The sequence below is a fragment of the Glutamicibacter sp. B1 genome (assembly GCF_039602135.1).
Taxonomy (GTDB): Bacteria; Actinomycetota; Actinomycetes; order Actinomycetales; family Micrococcaceae; genus Glutamicibacter; species Glutamicibacter ectropisis.
This window is the reverse complement of sequence record NZ_CP125942.1, coordinates 2890235-2907470: the sequence shown is the minus strand read 5'-3', so window position 1 is coordinate 2907470 and position 17236 is coordinate 2890235. Positions and strand designations below refer to the sequence as shown.

The following is a 17236-nucleotide window of genomic DNA, read 5'->3' as shown; positions in this document are numbered from 1 at the left end:
TCTAGAATCGAGAACATGGGCCCGAACGCAGGAAAAACTGATGGAACAACCACTTTCTCTCGCGTTGCCCCAGAAGCCGGATTGCTGCTCGGGGCCGGACGAGCGATATTGATGCAACTGGCCCACCTCCAAATCGGCACCGCTATCGCCCAGCACTCCGACTTCGCCAGCAACCCGCTCAGTCGCCTCATACATACGCTCGGCTATATCTACGCCTTGAGCAACGGCACTGCCGAACAGCAACGCACGATGATTGATTACGTCAACAAGGCGCATCAGGACGTCCATGGAACCCGCAACGAAACCGCTGGGACTCCGGCCTATTCGGCCCTGGACCCCCGGCTTCAACTCTGGGTTGCCGCCACCCTCTTCGACTCGGCACGTGTCATAGCGGAGCAGATCTTGAGCGACGACCTCGCCCACGATGAAGGGCTATATCAGCACTATTCGCTGCTGGGTGATGCCCTGCAGATGCCGGTGGACTATTGGCCCGCAACGCTGCACGACTTCGACCTCTATTTGGAGAAGACGCTGGCAACGGTGAGAGTCACCGATCAAACCCGCCAGCTTGCCGAAGAACTTTTTACCGCGCCCGAGGCACCGTGGTGGATTCGAGCCGGCCTGCCGCTGATGCGGGACGTCACCATTGCCCAGCTGCCGGCAGCGGTGCGCGAGGCGTTCGGGTTTGAATTGGGCGAGAAGGTACTCCGGCGCAACAACAGGACAATTGCTGTTGTACGATTCGCCACCCGCTGGCTGCCCAGAGCGATCAGGCACCTTCCGATGAAGCTGATGCTCAGGCATGTGGATCGGATGAACCACAGCTAGCGCAGGTCAGTCAGCATCCTTCGCCTGTTTCGGACGCAGGATGCGCGGCAGTGCCACCAGCAGGAACAAGGTCACGACGACTAGCCCGCCGCCAACGGATGCGCCTAGTTGCCAGCCGAACAGTACCTGCAGGACAAACCAGACGCAGCCAGAGACCAGCAGGCCTACGCCAATGCCCACGATTTTCATCACAGCATGTCCGAGGCTGACTGTCTGTTCCTTGAGCCGCTGGCCGAAGAAAAATCGGTGGACTGCAACCGGGGTGATCATCAGGAGGATCAGCAGTGTCGCCGCGACCAAGAGCACGATGTAGATCATCTCTTCCGGCCGGTTCAGCATGTTGAATCGAGCTTGGAAAGGGAGAACTACCAGGAATGCTGCGAGGATCTGCACACCGGTTTGCATGACGCGCATTTCTTGGAGCAGTTCGTTCCACTGACGGTGCGCGGCACCATCGCTGGTGTCCGGGTGGGACCGTGTATTCATCGGAAAGACTCCTAGACTCGGCTCGGTGTGGATTGGCTTGCTACTGATCACTTGAACTATGTCAACACTAGGTCGAACAGGCAATAACCAAAGAGTGGGCACGTCCAAAATGTCGGAGCCGCAGCCTTCATTGGACACAGCGGGTTGGATAGAAAGGCAGCGAAGACGATGGCACAAGGTACCGGTTCCGAAGGAAGCCTTCCCGAATGGATGATTTCTTCCCAGATCTCCGTGGATGCTTTGGATATGCCCAGCCGAGGCATCAAATGGTGCGATTGCGGAGAGGACCATGAACTGACGGAAGACTTCGTTTTCAGTACTTTAATCGATATCGGCCTGCAGCCTACTCGCATGCTGACTCACCCGGAACTGGTCCAGGTCACCGCAGCGGTATGGAACTACGAAGAAGTCTGCCGCTTCTTCGAACTGGCGGTGGAAGATTCCGCCAAAGCCATACACGGTGGTGTCGACGAGTTCTACCCGCTTCGGCATACCCTGCAGATTGTCGGTTACTTCTCCAAGACCCGGCAAGGATGCCCCGAAACGGTCTGCCAGCTATAGGGTCTCGACTCTCATTTAATGCAAAAACGGCTTCATGGCAATGAAGTCCATTGCCATGAAGCTGTTGAGCGATCAAGCTGTTCCGCGTTGCTGGTTAGTGGCCGCGTAGCTGTGCGAACGGGGGAGTCTGCACATCCGCGGCGACAGCCTCGGCAGGATCATCACCGAGGTGGATGATGCGGTTGTCGGCATCCACATGGACCACGCTAGGGACGTAGCTGCGCGCCTCGGCATCTTCCATTTGCGCGTAGCTGATCAGGATGACCAGATCCCCCGGGTGCACCAGGTGCGCGGCCGCGCCGTTGATGCCGATAACCCCGCTGCCAGGCTCGCCGGCAATGGTGTAGGTTTCCAGACGTGCGCCGTTGGTGATGTCGACGATGCTGACCAGTTCACCGGGCAGGATATCCGAGGCTTCGAGCAGCTCGGAGTCAACGGTGACCGAGCCTACGTAGTGCAGGTCAGCCTGGGTGACAGTCGCCCGGTGGATCTTGGACTTGAACATGGTGCGTTGCATTAGATGATTCTTTCACGCGAGGTAAGTGGTTTCCCGGTATCCAAGTTTACGCCCCTTGCCCGCAGAAGCCTCAGCAATGTCCGGCACCCCACACAGTTGTCCTCGAACAGCTACTTCGCCAGATGGGGTTCCAGCACGCGATGCACTTCGCCGGTAGCCAGCAATTCGCAGGCCGCTTCCATCTCGGCAGACAGGAAACGGTCTTCGCCTGGACCTGCGACCTTGGTGCGCAGCAGCTCCAGCACGGCACCGGTGGCCGGCCCCGGCTGCAATGGCTTGCGCAGGTCCAGCGCACGGCCGGCAATCAGCATTTCAATGGCGAGGATGCGGCGCAGGTTGCCCACCGCGGTGCGCAATTTGCGGGCCGCATGCCAGCCCAGGGAAACATGGTCCTCCTGCATTGCCGATGACGGGATGGAATCCACGCTCGCCGGTACGGCCAAGCGCTTATTCTCGGCAACCAATCCCGCCTGGGTGTACTGGGCGATCATCATGCCCGAGTCCACGCCCGGGTCATCAGCCAGGAAAGCCGGCAGGTCGCGGGACCGGGCAGGGTCGAGCATGCGGTCGGTGCGGCGTTCGGCGATGGAGCCCAGATCGGCAACCGCGATGGCCAAGAAGTCCAGGACATAGGCGACAGGAGCGCCATGGAAGTTGCCGTTGGAGGTGACCTCGCCCGATGGCAGGACCACTGGGTTGTCGATGGCCGCCGCCAGTTCGCGGGTGGCAACCAGGCGTGCGTGGGCGATGGTGTCCCGCACTGCGCCGGTCACCTGCGGGGAGCAGCGCAGCGAGTAGGCATCCTGCACCCGGCCATCGCCTTCGCGGTGCGAGGCGACAATGGGGGAACCGGAAAGGAAGTTGTACATGTTCGCCGCGCTGCGGCCCTGTCCCGGGTGCGGGCGCAGCGGCTCGTGCAGTTCGGCGCGGAAGACCTGGTCGGTGCCCATCTGGGCTTCGACGCTCATGGCGGCGGTGGCATCGGCAATGTCTGCGAGCTCTTCGAGATCCGCCAACGCCATCAGCAGCTGGCCGAGCATGCCGTCCGTGCCGTTGACCAGCGCCAGGCCCTCCTTCTCCGCCAGTTCCACAGGTTCGAGTCCTGCCTCTGCGAGGAGTTCCGGCACGGGGCGCTGCACGCCCTCGCGGTCGGTGGCTTCGCCTTCGCCCATCAGCACCAGGGCACAGTGGGAGAGCGGGGCAAGGTCGCCCGAGCAGCCCAGCGAACCGTATTCACGCACTACCGGGGTGATGCCGGCGTTGAGCAGTCCAACCATGGTCTCCAGCACGACCGGGCGTACGCCGGTGCGGCCGGAGGCCAAGGTCTTGGCGCGCAGGAACATCAGCGCACGCACCACTTCGCGCTCCACCGGTTCCCCCATGCCGGCTGCGTGCGAGCGGATCAGCGAACGCTGCAGCTTCGCGCGGTCCTCGGGCGCGATATGGCGGGTAGCCAAGGCGCCGAAACCGGTGGAAATACCATAGACCGGGGTGTCGGCCGAGGCGAGGGCATCGATGTGGGAGCGAACCGTGGCCAGTTCTTCGAGGACCTGTGGCGCGATGCGGATCTGCGCGTTGTGCCGGGCTACCGCAATCACGTTATCGGCGGTTGCTCCAGTAAGGTCCAGGGTGACGAGTGGGGAAGCAGTCATGATGTTCAATCCGTTCTCTGCGCTGCAATGAGGTCTCTAATTCCCATTGTTCGGCAGAACGGGATGGCACGGCATCGATAATCGGGTCATCTGTCCGAAATGCCAGACAGCGCCACGGAGGCAGAAAGGAACGGACCGCAATTGGCATGCCAATCGCGGTCCGTTGAAAATTCCGGGTTCTAGAAGGTGATGCCTTCGAAGGCGTCCTCGCCGAACTTGTTCGACGAACCGTTGTCAGTGAACTTGGCGTTCTCGTTGAGGGATGCGGCCGAATTGCCGATGCCGCTAAAAGCTACCTGCTTGATGTTCTTGACCGCTGCGATATTTCCGTTGCCGCTTAGCTCGAGGTTCGTGATGTGCGGAGCGACGATCATGTTTCCGTCTCCAGAGACGGTGACGTTTTCACAATCACCGACGAGCTTGAGTATTTGGCCCATGTCGGCGATATCCATGCTGTCCGTGCATCTGACTTCGGTCGCTTGCGCATCGAGGAAATCATAGACGGACTGGAACGTGCTGTCCGCAGGTGATTTCGGAACATTAGGCGTGCCGGTAGCCGCGCCTTCCGAGGCCTTGGCGCTCGGGGTGACGGTACCTTCGATGGGACCAGCATTCTCCGGAGCCTTGGTCTCTTCGCTGGAGGATTCAATGCTCACGCAACCTGACAGCGCTACGGCAAGGAATCCAACCGTCAGCGGGCCAGCGAAGCGATTGGCAATTTTCGAGAACATTTACATCCTGTCAGTCGAACCGGCCGGCACATTCGGATACACGGTGCCTATATCCATTCTGCGTCGAACAGCAATTAATAACCAACGGGAGTGGCAGAGGAACGAACGAATATTCTCTAATGGTGATTGGCAGGTCCGAGACCAAACCCGAGAAGATCTGCTGGCGATTCTGCGTTGCAAAAAGAATAATCGCTTCACCACTTGCCCGGTGCAAGCAGTGAAGCGATTACAAGTGCCCAACTGGAGAATGGGCCACAATTCCGCGTGGCAGGAGTGTCTGCCAAGCTGCAAGTTCCCTAGAACCCCTCTTCCTGTTCTTGGGAACCAAACTGGCTTTCATTGTTGCCATACGCTTGGCCAGACTGGCTATCGCCCAGGGATTCCTGCCCCGGGTCGCTGCCGTAAGGCTGGCCCTCGTCCTTTCCGAATGATTCTTGGCCGGACTCTTCACCGTGACCGTAGGATTCTCCTTGGCTTTCGCCGCCGTATGATTCCTGGCCGGATTCGTTTCCGTCTCCAAAGGACTGCTGTTCTGACGGCTGTCTTTCAAATCCGCCATTGCTTCTTGAATCGAAATCTGAATTGGACTGGCTCTCGTAGCCTTCAGATCCGTTGTTGTCGAAGTTCCCGAACTGCTCGTTTGCATCCTGCTCAGACATGTCGTCCTCCGTGGATCGGTGATTCCTGACGTGCCTAGGGCTAGGTGCCTGAAGGTGCCTGCTCAAGCTTTCCGGGAAGCTCTGAGCAGCTGGCAACCTGCAGTTAATGCAATCCCCATGCAACTTAGCAGAGACAGGTCAACATCCACCAAGTTGTGCTGCGACTGGAGCTGGCTCCAGCCAATTCCGTGAATCCGAATGGCAGACAGCATGACTCGCCCTGGGATTGCGGGAGAAACTTGGCACGCGAAAAGAGAAAGCTGGACGTTGCCCGAAAGAAAGATCCATTCGTTCGGAATCGGGGTGCCAAGTCGATAGTGTCAAAAGTGGGACACCGAGAAAGGTCTTGCCCCAAGCGTCCGTGACAACGTAAGGAGAAGCATTGGCTAATTCGAAGAATACTCCAGCGAAGAAAACCGATCGCGAGAACGCAGAGAATGGCTTCGTGGCCCCTGAGGTGCTGCGCGATTCCTTGCAGACCGTGCTGGTCCAGCTGCTGGATCTGCAGTTGGTAGGCAAGCAGATCCACTGGAATGTTGTCGGTCCCAACTTCCGCGACCTGCATCAGAACCTTGACGAAATCGTTGATATCGCACGTCGCGGTTCCGACGAAATCGCCGAGCGGATGCGCGCATTGCATGCCACTCCCGATGGACTGGCGGCAACGGTCACAAAGTACACCAAGTTGGAACAACCGGTGAACACCGAAATCCTCACGACTAATGCAGTGGACATGGTTGTCAAGGCGTTGCAGACAACCGTGGGCGTCATGCGCGAGGTCCATGATCCGGTAGACGAGGCGGATCCAACTACGGCCGACATCCTGCACCAGTACATTGCGGATCTGGAACAGCAGGCATGGTTCATCAGTGCCGAAACCCGCAAGCCATAGTGCCGGAAGTGATGACCAGCAATTAGCTGACAATAGCTTGAGGCGCCACCTCGGTGGCGCCTCAAGCTGATTTAAAAGGGTGCTACTTCTCCTGCGCTGCCATCGGAATGCGCACTCCGCGCTCGGCGGCGACCTCGGCGGCACGTTCGTATCCGGCATCCACGTGGCGGATGACGCCCATGCCCGGATCATTGGTGAGCAGCGCTTCGAGCTTCGCGGCAGCCAGTTCGCTGCCATCAGCCAAGGAAACCTGGCCGGCGTGGATGGAACGGCCCATGCCGACGCCGCCGCCATGATGGATCGATACCCACGAGGCACCGGAGCTGGTGGCGGTCAGCGCGTTCAGCAGTGGCCAGTCTGCGACTGCATCCGAGCCGTCCTTCATGGCTTCGGTTTCGCGATATGGCGAAGCGACTGAACCCGAATCCAAATGGTCACGCCCAATAACAATCGGGGCTGAAACCTTGCCCTCGGCGACCAGCCGGTTGAAGAGTAGGCCGGCCTTGTGGCGCTCGCCGTAACCCAACCAGCAGATGCGTGCCGGCAGGCCCTCGAACTCGACCTTCTCCTCAGCTGCATCCAGCCAGCGGTGCAGGTGCTCGTTCTCTGGGGAATAGTTCCTTCAATGCCTCATCGGTGACGCGGATGTCTTCCGGGTCGCCAGAAAGTGCAACCCAGCGGAATGGGCCAAGGCCCTCGCAGAACAACGGGCGGATATAGGCAGGGACGAAGCCCGGGAATTCGAAGGCGCGGGTGTAGCCGCCCTTGCGCGCCTCGTCGCGGATCGAGTTTCCGTAGTCGAAGACCTCGGCGCCGGCATCCTGGAACTCGACCATTGCCTGGACCTGAGCGGCCATGGCTGCCTGGGCCTTCTTGGTGAAGCCGATGGGATCTGCTTTGGCTTCGGCGTCCCACTGTTCCATGGTGTATTCGGTCGGCAGGTAGCTCAGCGGATCGTGGGCCGAGGTCTGGTCGGTAACGATGTCGATGGTGAACTCGCCAGCCTGGTGGCGCTTGAGCAGTGCCGGGAAGACCTCTGCGGCGTTGCCGACGTAGCCTACGGACAGTGCGCGACCTTCGGCCTTGGCTGCCAGTACCTTCTCAAGTGCCTTGTCCAGATCCAGCTCCACCTCGTCAAGGTAGCGCTTGGAAACGCGGCGGCGCAGGCGGGACTCGTCCACGTCGATGATCAGCACCGCGCCGCCATTCAAGGTGACCGATAGCGGCTGCGCTCCGCCCATACCGCCGCAACCGCCGGTCAGGGTCAGGGTGCCGGCAAGGGTGCCGTTGAAGCGCTTCTTGGCAACCGCGGCGAAAGTCTCGTAGGTGCCCTGCAAGATGCCCTGGGTACCAATGTAGATCCATGAACCGGCGGTCATCTGGCCGTACATCATCAGGCCTTCAGCTTCGAGCTTGCGGAAATGCTCCCAGTTGGCCCAGTCGCCCACCAGATTGGAGTTGGCGATGAGTACACGTGGGGCCCATTTATTCGTCTTGAAGACCCCTACCGGCTTGCCCGACTGGACCAGCAAGGTTTCGTTCTCTTCGAGATCCTTCAGGGTTTCAACGATGGCATCAAAAGCTTCCCAAGAGCGGGCAGCCTTGCCGGTTCCGCCGTAGACCACCAGATCTTCTGGGCGCTCTGCAACTTCGGGGTCGAGGTTATTCATCAACATACGCAGGGGCGCTTCGGTGGCCCATGACTTGGCGTTCAGTGTGGTGCCTCGTGGGGCGCGGACGACGCGGGGTTCGTGACTCATGGACTTTCCTAACGGTGTAACGTGGCTAACTAATTCCATGATTGGTCATGAGGCGATCGATGAGTACCGTCCAATCGGTAGACCTGTCTGGTATTTCAGATCGGCCGCTTTATTGGCATGGCACGCAGCTGATCTTTTGATCCAGCCGCACCATGAATTTTTGGCCACAGGGCACGGCGTACATGCAAAGATGGCCTCATGAAGATTCGCTACCCACGGCCTTTGGAACCCGGTGATCTTATTGGCGTGACCTCACCCTCCAGCGGTGTGCCCGAAGAACTGGTTCCTCGACTGAACTTTGCCGTAGACAGGGTGCGCGATGCTGGTTTTGAGGTGGAGATAGGCCAATGCATGAATGGTTCTTCGCATGTGAGCGCACCGGCCGAGCAACGTGCCAAAGAGCTGATGCGAATGCTGTTGGATCCGTAAATCCGCGCCATCGTCCCGCCCTGGGGAGGCGAGATGGCCATCGACCTCATTGGGCACCTCGACTTCAACGCACTGGCTGAAGCGGAACCCACCTGGGTCGTCGGATTTTCTGATATTTCGACACTTCTGACACCATTGACGCTGCGTACGGGACTGGCCACCATGCATGGAAACAACTTGATGGATACGCCCTACCGAGTTCCGGAATCCTTAAAATCATGGATCGAGTTGGCATCGCTGCCCGAGGGCTCGGTGTTTAGACAATCATCGCCGGGCTACTTCAGGGCCAATGATTGGGACGACTGGGAAACTAATCCCCAAGTAATCGAGCATCACTACAACGGATCGGGATCCTGGCGACATTTGGACGGTCGCACGCAGAACGTGGATGTCACCGGTCGGCTCATCGGGGGTTGCATAGAAACCCTGAGCAACCTCACGGGCACCGGCAACCTAGATACGCGGGCGTTGCGTGGATCGCCGGCGCAATCATTGATCGTTTACGTGGAAGCCTCGGGCGTCGAAGCTACAACCATTTGTCGCCAGCTCCACGGCTTACGCATGGCCGGCTTTTTTGAGGGCGCCGAGGCGGTACTCATCGGTCGCACCAACGCCCCGGACTCACCGACACTGACCCAAGATGACGCGGTGCTTGATGCCCTGGGCCAGCTCGGCATCCCGATGATTGGCGATGTGGACTGTGGCCATGTTCCGCCACAGATGCCCATTATCAACGGCGCGCTAGGGCACTTGGTGTGCAATGGCGCAGAACAGTACTTGGATCAATATCTCGCCTAATCGCAACCTGACCAGCGAAGCTTCCTCACACCACGCCGCTGCCTTGATATAACTCCCCCGTCAGGGAAATAACATTGCCGATCGCCGCAGGGGCGTCGGATGCCCGCCACAAGAGATAAACCTTCGCGGGTTTTGCGTGATCGTGCTCGCCAATGTCATCGCACTGATGAATGCACGCCGAATGACACGAAAGACTCAGGCCGGACGCCGCCCCTGAATGCGCGAGGTCAAGGCGGTCGCGGTCGAGCGAATGTGGTTCAGCAGGATCTCGTGACGCTCTTCGGGGACCTTCTCAGCGAGGAAGGTGACCGCCACCGCGGCGACCGGCCAATCGTTCGCATCCCGGATTTCTACCGCGAGCGAGTGGAAATCCTCGGTGACATCCCCGCGCTCCACCGCATAACCACGTTGAGTGCATTGCTCTAGCTCGCGACGCAATTGCGAGTAGCTGGTGATCGAGGACTGCTCCACACGATCTGTGAAACTGGCGGCATTCGGGTACAGGGCCCGGACCTGAGATTTGGGCAGGGCTGCCAAGATCGCCCTGCCCGAAGCGGTCAGATGCGAGGGCAGGCGTACCCCCACATCGGTGACCAGCGAAGGCCGACCCTTGGCGCGTTCCTCCACAATGTACAAGACATCCGAGCCGTGCAGGATCGCCAGGTGGGCACTCTCGCCAACCTTATCCACGAGCTGGGCAATGAGCGGAGCCCCTAGCCGGGCCAGGGGTTCCTGACGGGTGTAGGCACTGGACAGCTCAAAAGCAGCAATGCCCAAACCATAGGACTTATCCTCCGGGTAATGGGTGACAAATCCCCGCTCGTTCATGACTGTGAGCAACTGGTAGACGCTGGAGCGCGGCAACTGGAGCAAGGAGGCGATCATCGCAGCCGGGGTAGGGTTCTTCCGGCTGGCTAAAAGTCGCAGGATCCTCAGGGTGTTATCGGCCGCTGGAACTTTGCTACCCACCAAGCCTCCTTAGGGTGAATCGGGAATTCTAGTATGCAACCCTAGGCGATGGTTTTGGCCATAAAGGACTGCAACTCTTCTAGGGTTGGCGGGTTGGCGCCAGCGCGCGCAACGGTCATCCCAGCACAAGCGGTGGCCAGCTCCAAGGCGGCCTCCAACTGCCCACGATCTAGTTTCTCGCCAGCTAGCAGATTCTGTGCCAGATCCCCGGTGGCGATGGCGTGCAATAATCCAGCCATAAAGGCATCGCCAGCACCAATGGTGTCGACGGTTCTCACCGAGCGCGAGGCAACCGCCACCTCACAATGCCGGGTGCGGGCTTCGCAGCCGCGGGCACCAAAGGTCATGACCGCCAAGGAAGCGCCGAGGTTCAACAGATGTTCAAGAACCCGGTCGGTATCCCAACCCGGGTATAACCACATGGCATCCTCATCGCTGAGCTTGACCACATGGGCCAACGAGCACAGCTTCTCAACATTGCCGATGGCCTGCGCACGATTTTCGACCAAGGCAGGTCGCAGGTTCGGGTCATAACTGCGTAGCTGCCCGGCAGGTCTTGCAGCAAATAGCTCGATGATCTGTTGGGCACTCGGGGAGCGGAAGGCTGCGATGGATCCGGTGTGCAAGAGTTGCGCGTCGTTTAGGGCCAGCTGCCCCATGGTGCAGTTCAGTTCGAACTCGTAGCTGGCATTGGCGCAACCATCGAGTACCACCGTGGCTGTGGAAGTCGGTGACTGGGACACGGAGCCCTCGCTCAGCTTCACCCCCGAAGCCTTGAGATGCTCCACGATCAGCTGACCGTGCTCATCGGAACCAACTTCGGTGGATAACTCCACCTCATGACCCAATCTGCCTAATCCCACAGCAACATTCAGCGGGGATCCCCCGGGATGCGCCTGAGAATTATAGATGTCGACCAATGCCTCGCCGGCAACCTGAATTGAAACCATAGCTTCGATCATAGGCATCCCGAGCGCAAAAAGCTCACCGGCACCACTAAACGTTCAGCCGGTAACCCCTTTTGATCACGGTGGTGATGATTTCCGGCTGTGGCAAGGCCCTACGCAGACGGCTCAGCGTCATGTCCAAGGCATGACGCGAACTGACCTCCGGCAGTGCCGCGCCCAACTCATCACGGGAGAGAACACTGCCCCCGGCCTCGATCAAAGCCCTCACCAATTCGGCCTGCCCCGGAGTCAACTCACAATTCTGGTCCTCGATCGATAGCGTACGCCCACGCAATTGCACCTGACCATGCACGGTCTGTGCTTGCAAGGTCCCCAACGACCCCAAATGCTCCACCAGTTGGCCGATCATCGCTCCCATGCGGTGGCGTTCGGGAACTAGCGGGCTGATGCCAGCTTCTTCCAGCGGCGAAGCGGTCACTGGCCCAACGGTGGCCACGGCCACCCGCTCGGCCAAGGAACGCTGCAAGGCCGGGAGCCGATTACGGGCATTCGCCGCAGCAAAGAGGGCATGCACGCTCGGGGCACTGGTAAAGGTCACCGCGTCAAAGTGCGCCGCACACAACCCCTCCACCAGTGCCGAAATCCCGGCGTCACTACTGGTGTCCTGCCAGCGATAGGGCTCGGCCTTAATCACCCGACGCGCGCCGAGCTCACGAAGTTGCTGCGGCAGGCCATGATCGGAATCCGCATGTAATTGCAAGGCCACCGTGGCCCCGGCAAGCTTGCCATGCAGCATTTCCAGCAGCGAAGAACTGCGCCCATCCTTGGCCACCCCGGCAGGTTCCAGCCCCAGGGCGCGGATCGAACCGTGGGCCTTGGCACCGCGCACATATAACTGCGACTGGCTGAACGCGGTAATCAAATCGTCGCCGATCCCGGCCGCTTCGGCGGTATCCAGCCAACGCCGCAGCCCGTAGGCCGTGGTGATCACGACGATCTGCGGGCGGGCTTCGATCAGCTTATGGGTCTGCGCCAGTAGCTGCTGCTCATCATCTAGGGGAGCGAGTCGCAGCAGCGGGGTGTGCGTGACCTCGGCTCCACGTCGTTCAAAGGCCTCGATGAGTTCGCTCGACCGTCGATCACTGGTCACCGCGATACGGAAACCGGTTAGGGGTTTAACAATCATGAGGCTGCCTCCAATAGTGCTCCGGCTTCGGCGCTGGCCCCCGACGCCTGGGCCAGCAGGGTCTGCGGCAGGGCAGCGACCTCACCAATTACAATCACCGCCGGATTCGAATGCGCTCGCGCCGCCGCGGCCAGATCCCACAGTGGTGCGTGCGAGGTACTTTGCACCTCGGTGGTTCCCGATTGCACAATGGCGCAGGGCATGTCCCGACTCATTCCCACGCGCTGCAAGCCGGCAACGGTCGCTTCGATCGTTCCCATGCCCATCAGGATCACGATGGTGCCACCGAGCTGGGTCAGCTGCCGCAGCTGATCTTCGCCCAGCGGGTCGTGCCCAGAGACTACGGTGAACATGGTGTTCACACCGCGCGCGGTCACCGGAATGCCGGCAGCGCCAGGCACCGTGATGCAGGAGCTCAACCCTGGAATCACGTGCACCGGGATGTTGGCAGCGGTGGCGGCGGCCACTTCTTCAAAGCCACGACCAAACACGAAGGGGTCCCCGCCCTTGAGCCTGACCACCTTGGCACCGTCGCGCGCGGCCTGAATCATCTGCGCTTCGATCTGCCGTTGGGTGAGTTTGTGATGCCCCGGTAGCTTGCCGGCATCAACGATTTTTGCCTGTGGAGCCAGCAGGGCCAGGTGCTCACTGGGCCCGAGCCGGTCCGCGAAAACCACCTGCGCTTCGGCCAGGGCTCGCACCCCGCGAAGGGTCATCAAATCCAGAGCTCCCGGACCGCCACCGAGCAAGGTGATCGAACCGGTGCTTTCTGCCGGGGTGGCATGCAACACCGGGATCTTGGCCGCGGCGAGCACCGGAGCAAAACGCTGCGGATCGTGATCGCAAATCACCAGTAGCCCTGCCTGCTCGAGGTAGGCCATCGCTTGGGGCGCATCTTGTGCGAGCAGGAGCTCACAGCCTTCGGCACGTAAGCGCTCGGCCGTGGTCTCACTAGCGGACTTGTCGCCAGCGAGCAGCACGACGCAGGAGGAAAGTTCGAGGTCTATGCCGATCATGATTGCTGCGATCCTTGCTGGTTTTCCCTGAATGACATGGGATGCTCCTTGGAATAAGTGGGTGCTTATCAGCGTAGAGCCCGCGCTTTTCCCGTAGGTATCGCAAATGTTTCAAACGGAATAACTCGGTTTTAGCCCAAAGATTAACCTTTTGGAAATGTTCGAGTCGGCGCGATGAAACACAAGGTCATTAACGTCAATACTGTTGCAAGGCACGAGGCCGGCAACCTGCCAAATTCAGTGAGCGAATACGCAGGAGCTTGCCGACCGATGCCTGCAACGGGCACGCTGGGTGCATGGACTCGCTCTTTGATGACAGCGCCTTGACCCGCACCGGGGGACAAGTGCGTCCCGGCGCGTGGCACCTGCCCGGTTGGCTATCCCCAGCCGCGCAGGATTGGATCGTCGCACGCTTTTTTCAGTGGGGACGCGGACCGGTACCGCCGCACCACACGCGCATTAATGGTCATCCCATGAGTGTGCAATCGCTGAGTTTGGGCTGGCATTGGAGCCCTAACCGCTATTCAAAAACCGCCGACGATCTCGGCGGTGCACCGGTGGCACCCATGGAACAATGGCTGGTGCGACTAGGACAGCAGGCCGTGGCCGAAGCCACCGGCGATGCCCAGTACGCCGCCAGCTATGTTCCCGATGCCGCGATCGTCAATTTTTATGATCATCACGCCACCATGGGCATGCATCAAGACGCCGAGGAACGCATCAACGCGCCGGTGGTTTCACTGTCCATCGGCGACTCGGCAACCTTCCGCCTAGGCAATACCGAAAATCGCAATCGGCCGTGGCAGGAGATCCGGCTGGCTTCCGGGGACCTGTTCATCTTCGACGGACCGGCGCGTTTTGCGTACCACGCGGTGAGCAAAATTCATCCCGGTACCGCACCGGCCGGGTGCCGTTTGGGTGCTGGTCGCATCAACATCACCCTGCGCCAAACCGGCCTGCCTGCCAGCTAGATTGCTAGCTTGCTTGCTAACAAGTTAACTATCAAGATCGATGGTGGCCTGCAGGGCATAATGATCCGAATCGCCGATGGCCGCACGTTGCAGCCCCGCGGAGCTGACCCCGCGCATCATGACGTGGTCGATCCCAAGCGCCGGGAAGGGGGAGCGCGGCCAGGTCATGGCCAGACCCCAATCACTGAATTTTGCTTCCTGCAAGGCCGCTGCCATTGGTGCAAAATGCCGGTCCGTGCTGGTGGCATTAAAGTCTCCGGCGGCCACAATCTTTTGAGACGTATCATCTTGAACGTACTGGGCCAGGGAGGCGAGCATGGCATCGCGTTCTTCGTGCCCGGTAGGTCGCGCCGATGCAGCATGCACCGTGTAGAGGCGCACCACGCCGTGATCGGTATTCACATCAACCCGCAGTGCGCGGTTCCATCCCAGCCCAAGATCCAGTGGTTGCGCATTCTTCAGTGGGTAGGAGCTCCACACGCCCACGGTGCTGACCATATAGCGGTAGGGGTGAGTGCTCGCCAGCTCTTCGCTGATCTGATCCTCTTGCCCCTCACCGATCTCCTGCAGCGTGATGACCTGGGCGCCGGCATCGGCCAGTTCCCGAGCTGCCTGCACGCCGGCCGACTCATGAACATTCTGCGTGGCGATCTGCAAGGCAGCCTGCGGTGCACGCTGGGCTGACGGGATAAATTGTGGCCCAAAAAGTACCGACCACACCACTACCGGAACCAGCAATCCGATAAAGCTGGCTCGGCCGCGCACCACGAGGGCAATGAGCAACAGCGCCGGGATGCCAAGTCCGGCCCAGGGTGCAAGATTATCTACGACCAGACCCAGACCCAAGACATCGGGGATCTGCTGGTGGAATACCATCAACACTGCCAGCGCTATGCAGAGCAGAATGAAGAAGATCCTCGCGATAATCAGCGAGGCCGAGAGGCGGTGGGGCGATGCATGAGACATAGGACTTAAACAGTGGCACAAAATACTGTGGGATTCGTAATTTTCCGCTGGAGAAGTACCGCGATGATTTGCCACAGTCACTACCATTGAAGAAGAGCGCCGAGGAAGCCGCCATCACGCACCAGCCAAGAATTGAGAACTGAATGACTGCCTACTTATCCGGCGGAAAACTACTACTGGCGATCCTCGCCCTGGCCATGGGTGGGTTTGGCATCGGCGTTACCGAATTTTCGATGATGGGCCTTCTCCAAGAAGGCGCCACTGACCTTGGTGTCAGCAACTCGCAAATGGGCCTCATGATCAGCTCCTACGCCATCGGCGTGGTGGTTGGCGCGCCGGTACTCACCGCGATCGCCGCCAAAATCCCACGCAAACGTGCGGTACAGCTGTTGATCCTCTTTTTCACTGTGGCGAACCTTTCCTCGGCGTTTGCCCCGGATTACAACACCATGGTGATCACCCGTTTCCTTGCCGGGCTACCCCACGGCGCCTATTTCGGTCTGGCCGGCGTGCTGGCTGGAAGCCTTGTGCCCGGCACCATGCGTGGTCGCGCCATTGCTTGGGTGATGCTTGGATTGTCGGTGGCCAACGTCGGTGGTGTCCCGCTGGTCACCATGCTCGGACAGCAAATCGGCTGGCGTTCCATGTTCTACGCTGTTGCACTGGTCGGCGTCCTGACCGCGGTCTTGATCACCCTCTTCGTTCCGTGGCGCAAGGCCGAACCTGGAGCTAGCGTGCGACGCGAACTTACTGCGCTGAAGAGCCCACAGGTGTGGTTGGCCATGGCTACCGGTATCGTCGGCTTCGGTGGCTTCTTCGCGGTGTACTCCTACATTTCCCCAACACTGACCGAAGAGTCGGGGCTGAAAATTACCCTGGTGCCGATCGCGTTGGCCCTCTACGGGCTGGGCATGGTCGTTGGTTCTCTGGTCGGTGGACGCCTCGCCGACTGGTCTGTTTTCGGTGCAATCAAGCTCTCCAGCGTACTGATGGCCGGGGCGATGCTGATCTTTGCCGCCGTGGCTACGTGGATTATTCCGACCATGATTATGGTCTTCATTCTTGGAGCTGTAGGTTCGCTCTTAACGCCAAGCCTGCAGACCTTGCTCATGGATTCAGCGCCACACGCTCAGTCCTTGGCAGCATCGCTGAACCACTCGGCACTGAATGTGGCCAATGCTTTGGGTGCTGCCTTGGGCGCCGCGGTGATTTCTGCTGGTTTCGGTTACCGTGCACCATCGGTTGTGGGTGCCGGGCTAGCTGTTCTGGGCCTCTTGATCGCTCTGATCACTCAGGCTCGTGCCAAGAAGATTGGCTTGCTCGTGGGCCGCGACGCAATCGCAGCCCACGAACGCACCGTCATCGACTAGCTGTTAGTCGCGTACGGCGGAGATGTTGAACATCCACACCACGCCGAACTTGTCGCGAAGCTGACCAAAGGAGTCGCCCCAGGGGGCCTTCTCCAGTGGCATTTCGATGGTTGATCCGGCGGACAGTGCTTCCCACCATTTGCTCAGCACTGCGTCGTCGGCTTCTTCGGTGGCATCGCTGCTCAACGCGATCACGCCATTGCCGGTCACGTTCATCTCCGGAGGAGTGTCCGAAGCCATCAGGTGAATGCCGCGCTCAATGAAAAGCGAAGAGTGCATGATCAGGTCCGCGGTTGCTGGGTTGCCGTCGTTCATGCCTTCTTGGAAGGTCATCATCGACAGTTCGCCACCCAGCGCTGAGTTGTAGAATTCCATGGCTTCGCGGGCGTCACCGGCGAAGCGAAGGTACGGGGTCATTCCTATGGCCATGAGATCGTGCCTTTCGCTGAAAATTTGGTGGAACCGATCGGCTCCGAGATCATTCTTACCACTGCCGGTCGACAATTAGAACACCTTTGATGTGATCAGGGTCTCCGA

General features: G+C 59.7%; 17 protein-coding genes and 2 pseudogenes. 7 read left to right on the top strand and 12 right to left on the bottom strand.

Going from position 1 to position 17236, the window contains the following annotated elements:
- Positions 1–15 precede the first annotated feature (15 nt).
- A complete protein-coding gene (locus QMQ05_RS13635; RefSeq protein ID WP_345470856.1) occupies positions 16–828 on the top strand; it encodes an oxygenase MpaB family protein in 813 nt (270 codons plus the stop codon).
- Positions 829–834: 6 nt separating this feature from the next.
- Here QMQ05_RS13635 and QMQ05_RS13630 read toward each other — a convergent pair whose 3' ends face one another.
- Positions 835–1314 (bottom strand): DUF6328 family protein, encoded by a 480-nt coding sequence (locus QMQ05_RS13630; RefSeq protein WP_058256375.1) that lies wholly within the window; start codon positions 1312–1314, stop codon positions 835–837.
- 168 nt (positions 1315–1482) lie between these two features.
- On the opposite strand from QMQ05_RS13630, the gene QMQ05_RS13625 reads away from it, so the two are divergent.
- The gene (locus QMQ05_RS13625) at positions 1483–1875 is read left to right on the top strand and encodes a hypothetical protein (protein WP_345470853.1); all 393 of its coding nucleotides are present in this window, start codon (positions 1483–1485) and stop codon (positions 1873–1875) included.
- Between the two features lie 94 nt (positions 1876–1969).
- On the opposite strand, the gene panD is transcribed toward QMQ05_RS13625, so the two are convergent.
- The 4 genes from panD to QMQ05_RS13605 all read right to left on the bottom strand — a co-directional run bounded on the left by panD (position 1970) and on the right by QMQ05_RS13605 (position 5434).
- A complete protein-coding gene (panD, locus tag QMQ05_RS13620) occupies positions 1970–2392 on the bottom strand; it encodes an aspartate 1-decarboxylase (RefSeq protein ID WP_058256373.1) in 423 nt (140 codons plus the stop codon).
- A 110-nt stretch (positions 2393–2502) separates the two neighbouring features.
- On the bottom strand, positions 2503–4044 hold the full coding sequence (hutH, locus tag QMQ05_RS13615; RefSeq protein WP_345470849.1) for a histidine ammonia-lyase: 1542 nt from the start codon (positions 4042–4044) through the stop codon (positions 2503–2505).
- Between the two features lie 179 nt (positions 4045–4223).
- Positions 4224–4775, bottom strand: coding sequence for a DUF3060 domain-containing protein (locus QMQ05_RS13610; protein ID WP_058256371.1), 552 nt, complete (start codon positions 4773–4775; stop codon positions 4224–4226).
- Between the two features lie 296 nt (positions 4776–5071).
- Positions 5072–5434, bottom strand: coding sequence for a hypothetical protein (locus tag QMQ05_RS13605; RefSeq protein WP_345470844.1), 363 nt, complete (start codon positions 5432–5434; stop codon positions 5072–5074).
- A gap of 382 nt (positions 5435–5816) precedes the next feature.
- Between QMQ05_RS13605 and QMQ05_RS13600 the strand changes: the two genes are divergently transcribed.
- Positions 5817–6326 carry a Dps family protein gene (locus QMQ05_RS13600; protein WP_038990915.1) on the top strand — a complete coding sequence of 170 codons (510 nt, stop codon included), beginning with the start codon at positions 5817–5819 and terminating at the stop codon, positions 6324–6326.
- An 82-nt stretch (positions 6327–6408) separates the two neighbouring features.
- Here the strand turns inward: QMQ05_RS13600 and hutU are convergent.
- Positions 6409–8086 (bottom strand): annotated as a pseudogene (hutU, locus tag QMQ05_RS13595) (urocanate hydratase).
- Between the two features lie 198 nt (positions 8087–8284).
- On the opposite strand from hutU, the pseudogene QMQ05_RS13590 reads away from it, so the two are divergent.
- Both QMQ05_RS13590 and QMQ05_RS13585 read left to right on the top strand, forming a co-directional pair.
- Positions 8285–8626 (top strand): annotated as a pseudogene (locus QMQ05_RS13590) (LD-carboxypeptidase); the annotation flags it as partial.
- 51 nt (positions 8627–8677) lie between these two features.
- Positions 8678–9313 carry a hypothetical protein gene (locus QMQ05_RS13585; RefSeq protein ID WP_345474754.1) on the top strand — a complete coding sequence of 212 codons (636 nt, stop codon included), beginning with the start codon at positions 8678–8680 and terminating at the stop codon, positions 9311–9313.
- A gap of 195 nt (positions 9314–9508) precedes the next feature.
- Here the strand turns inward: QMQ05_RS13585 and QMQ05_RS13580 are convergent, their stop codons facing one another.
- Genes QMQ05_RS13580 through cobA form a run of 4 tightly spaced genes read right to left on the bottom strand, consistent with a single transcriptional unit; the run spans position 9509 to position 13392 of the window.
- On the bottom strand, positions 9509–10282 hold the full coding sequence (locus QMQ05_RS13580) for an IclR family transcriptional regulator (protein ID WP_345470841.1): 774 nt from the start codon (positions 10280–10282) through the stop codon (positions 9509–9511).
- 41 nt (positions 10283–10323) lie between these two features.
- Positions 10324–11232, bottom strand: coding sequence for a carbohydrate kinase family protein (locus QMQ05_RS13575; RefSeq protein WP_345470839.1), 909 nt, complete (start codon positions 11230–11232; stop codon positions 10324–10326).
- 46 nt (positions 11233–11278) lie between these two features.
- Entirely contained in the window at positions 11279–12376 is a 1098-nt protein-coding gene (locus QMQ05_RS13570; RefSeq protein ID WP_334123004.1) for a uroporphyrinogen-III synthase, read from the bottom strand.
- The gene (gene cobA, locus QMQ05_RS13565; RefSeq protein ID WP_345470836.1) at positions 12373–13392 is read right to left on the bottom strand and encodes a uroporphyrinogen-III C-methyltransferase; all 1020 of its coding nucleotides are present in this window, start codon (positions 13390–13392) and stop codon (positions 12373–12375) included. Before cobA ends, QMQ05_RS13570 begins: the two co-directional genes overlap by 4 nt.
- A gap of 296 nt (positions 13393–13688) precedes the next feature.
- Here cobA and QMQ05_RS13560 point away from each other — a divergent pair, with 296 nt between their 5' ends.
- Positions 13689–14363 carry an alpha-ketoglutarate-dependent dioxygenase AlkB family protein gene (locus QMQ05_RS13560; protein WP_345470834.1) on the top strand — a complete coding sequence of 225 codons (675 nt, stop codon included), beginning with the start codon at positions 13689–13691 and terminating at the stop codon, positions 14361–14363.
- A gap of 24 nt (positions 14364–14387) precedes the next feature.
- Here the strand turns inward: QMQ05_RS13560 and QMQ05_RS13555 are convergent, their stop codons facing one another.
- Positions 14388–15329 carry an endonuclease/exonuclease/phosphatase family protein gene (locus QMQ05_RS13555; protein ID WP_345470832.1) on the bottom strand — a complete coding sequence of 314 codons (942 nt, stop codon included), beginning with the start codon at positions 15327–15329 and terminating at the stop codon, positions 14388–14390.
- 143 nt (positions 15330–15472) lie between these two features.
- Here QMQ05_RS13555 and QMQ05_RS13550 point away from each other — a divergent pair, with 143 nt between their 5' ends.
- Positions 15473–16699 (top strand): MFS transporter, encoded by a 1227-nt coding sequence (locus tag QMQ05_RS13550; protein WP_345470830.1) that lies wholly within the window; start codon positions 15473–15475, stop codon positions 16697–16699.
- A gap of 3 nt (positions 16700–16702) precedes the next feature.
- Here QMQ05_RS13550 and QMQ05_RS13545 read toward each other — a convergent pair whose 3' ends face one another.
- Positions 16703–17128 carry a VOC family protein gene (locus tag QMQ05_RS13545; protein ID WP_345470828.1) on the bottom strand — a complete coding sequence of 142 codons (426 nt, stop codon included), beginning with the start codon at positions 17126–17128 and terminating at the stop codon, positions 16703–16705.
- Between the last annotated feature and the right edge of the window lie 108 nt (positions 17129–17236).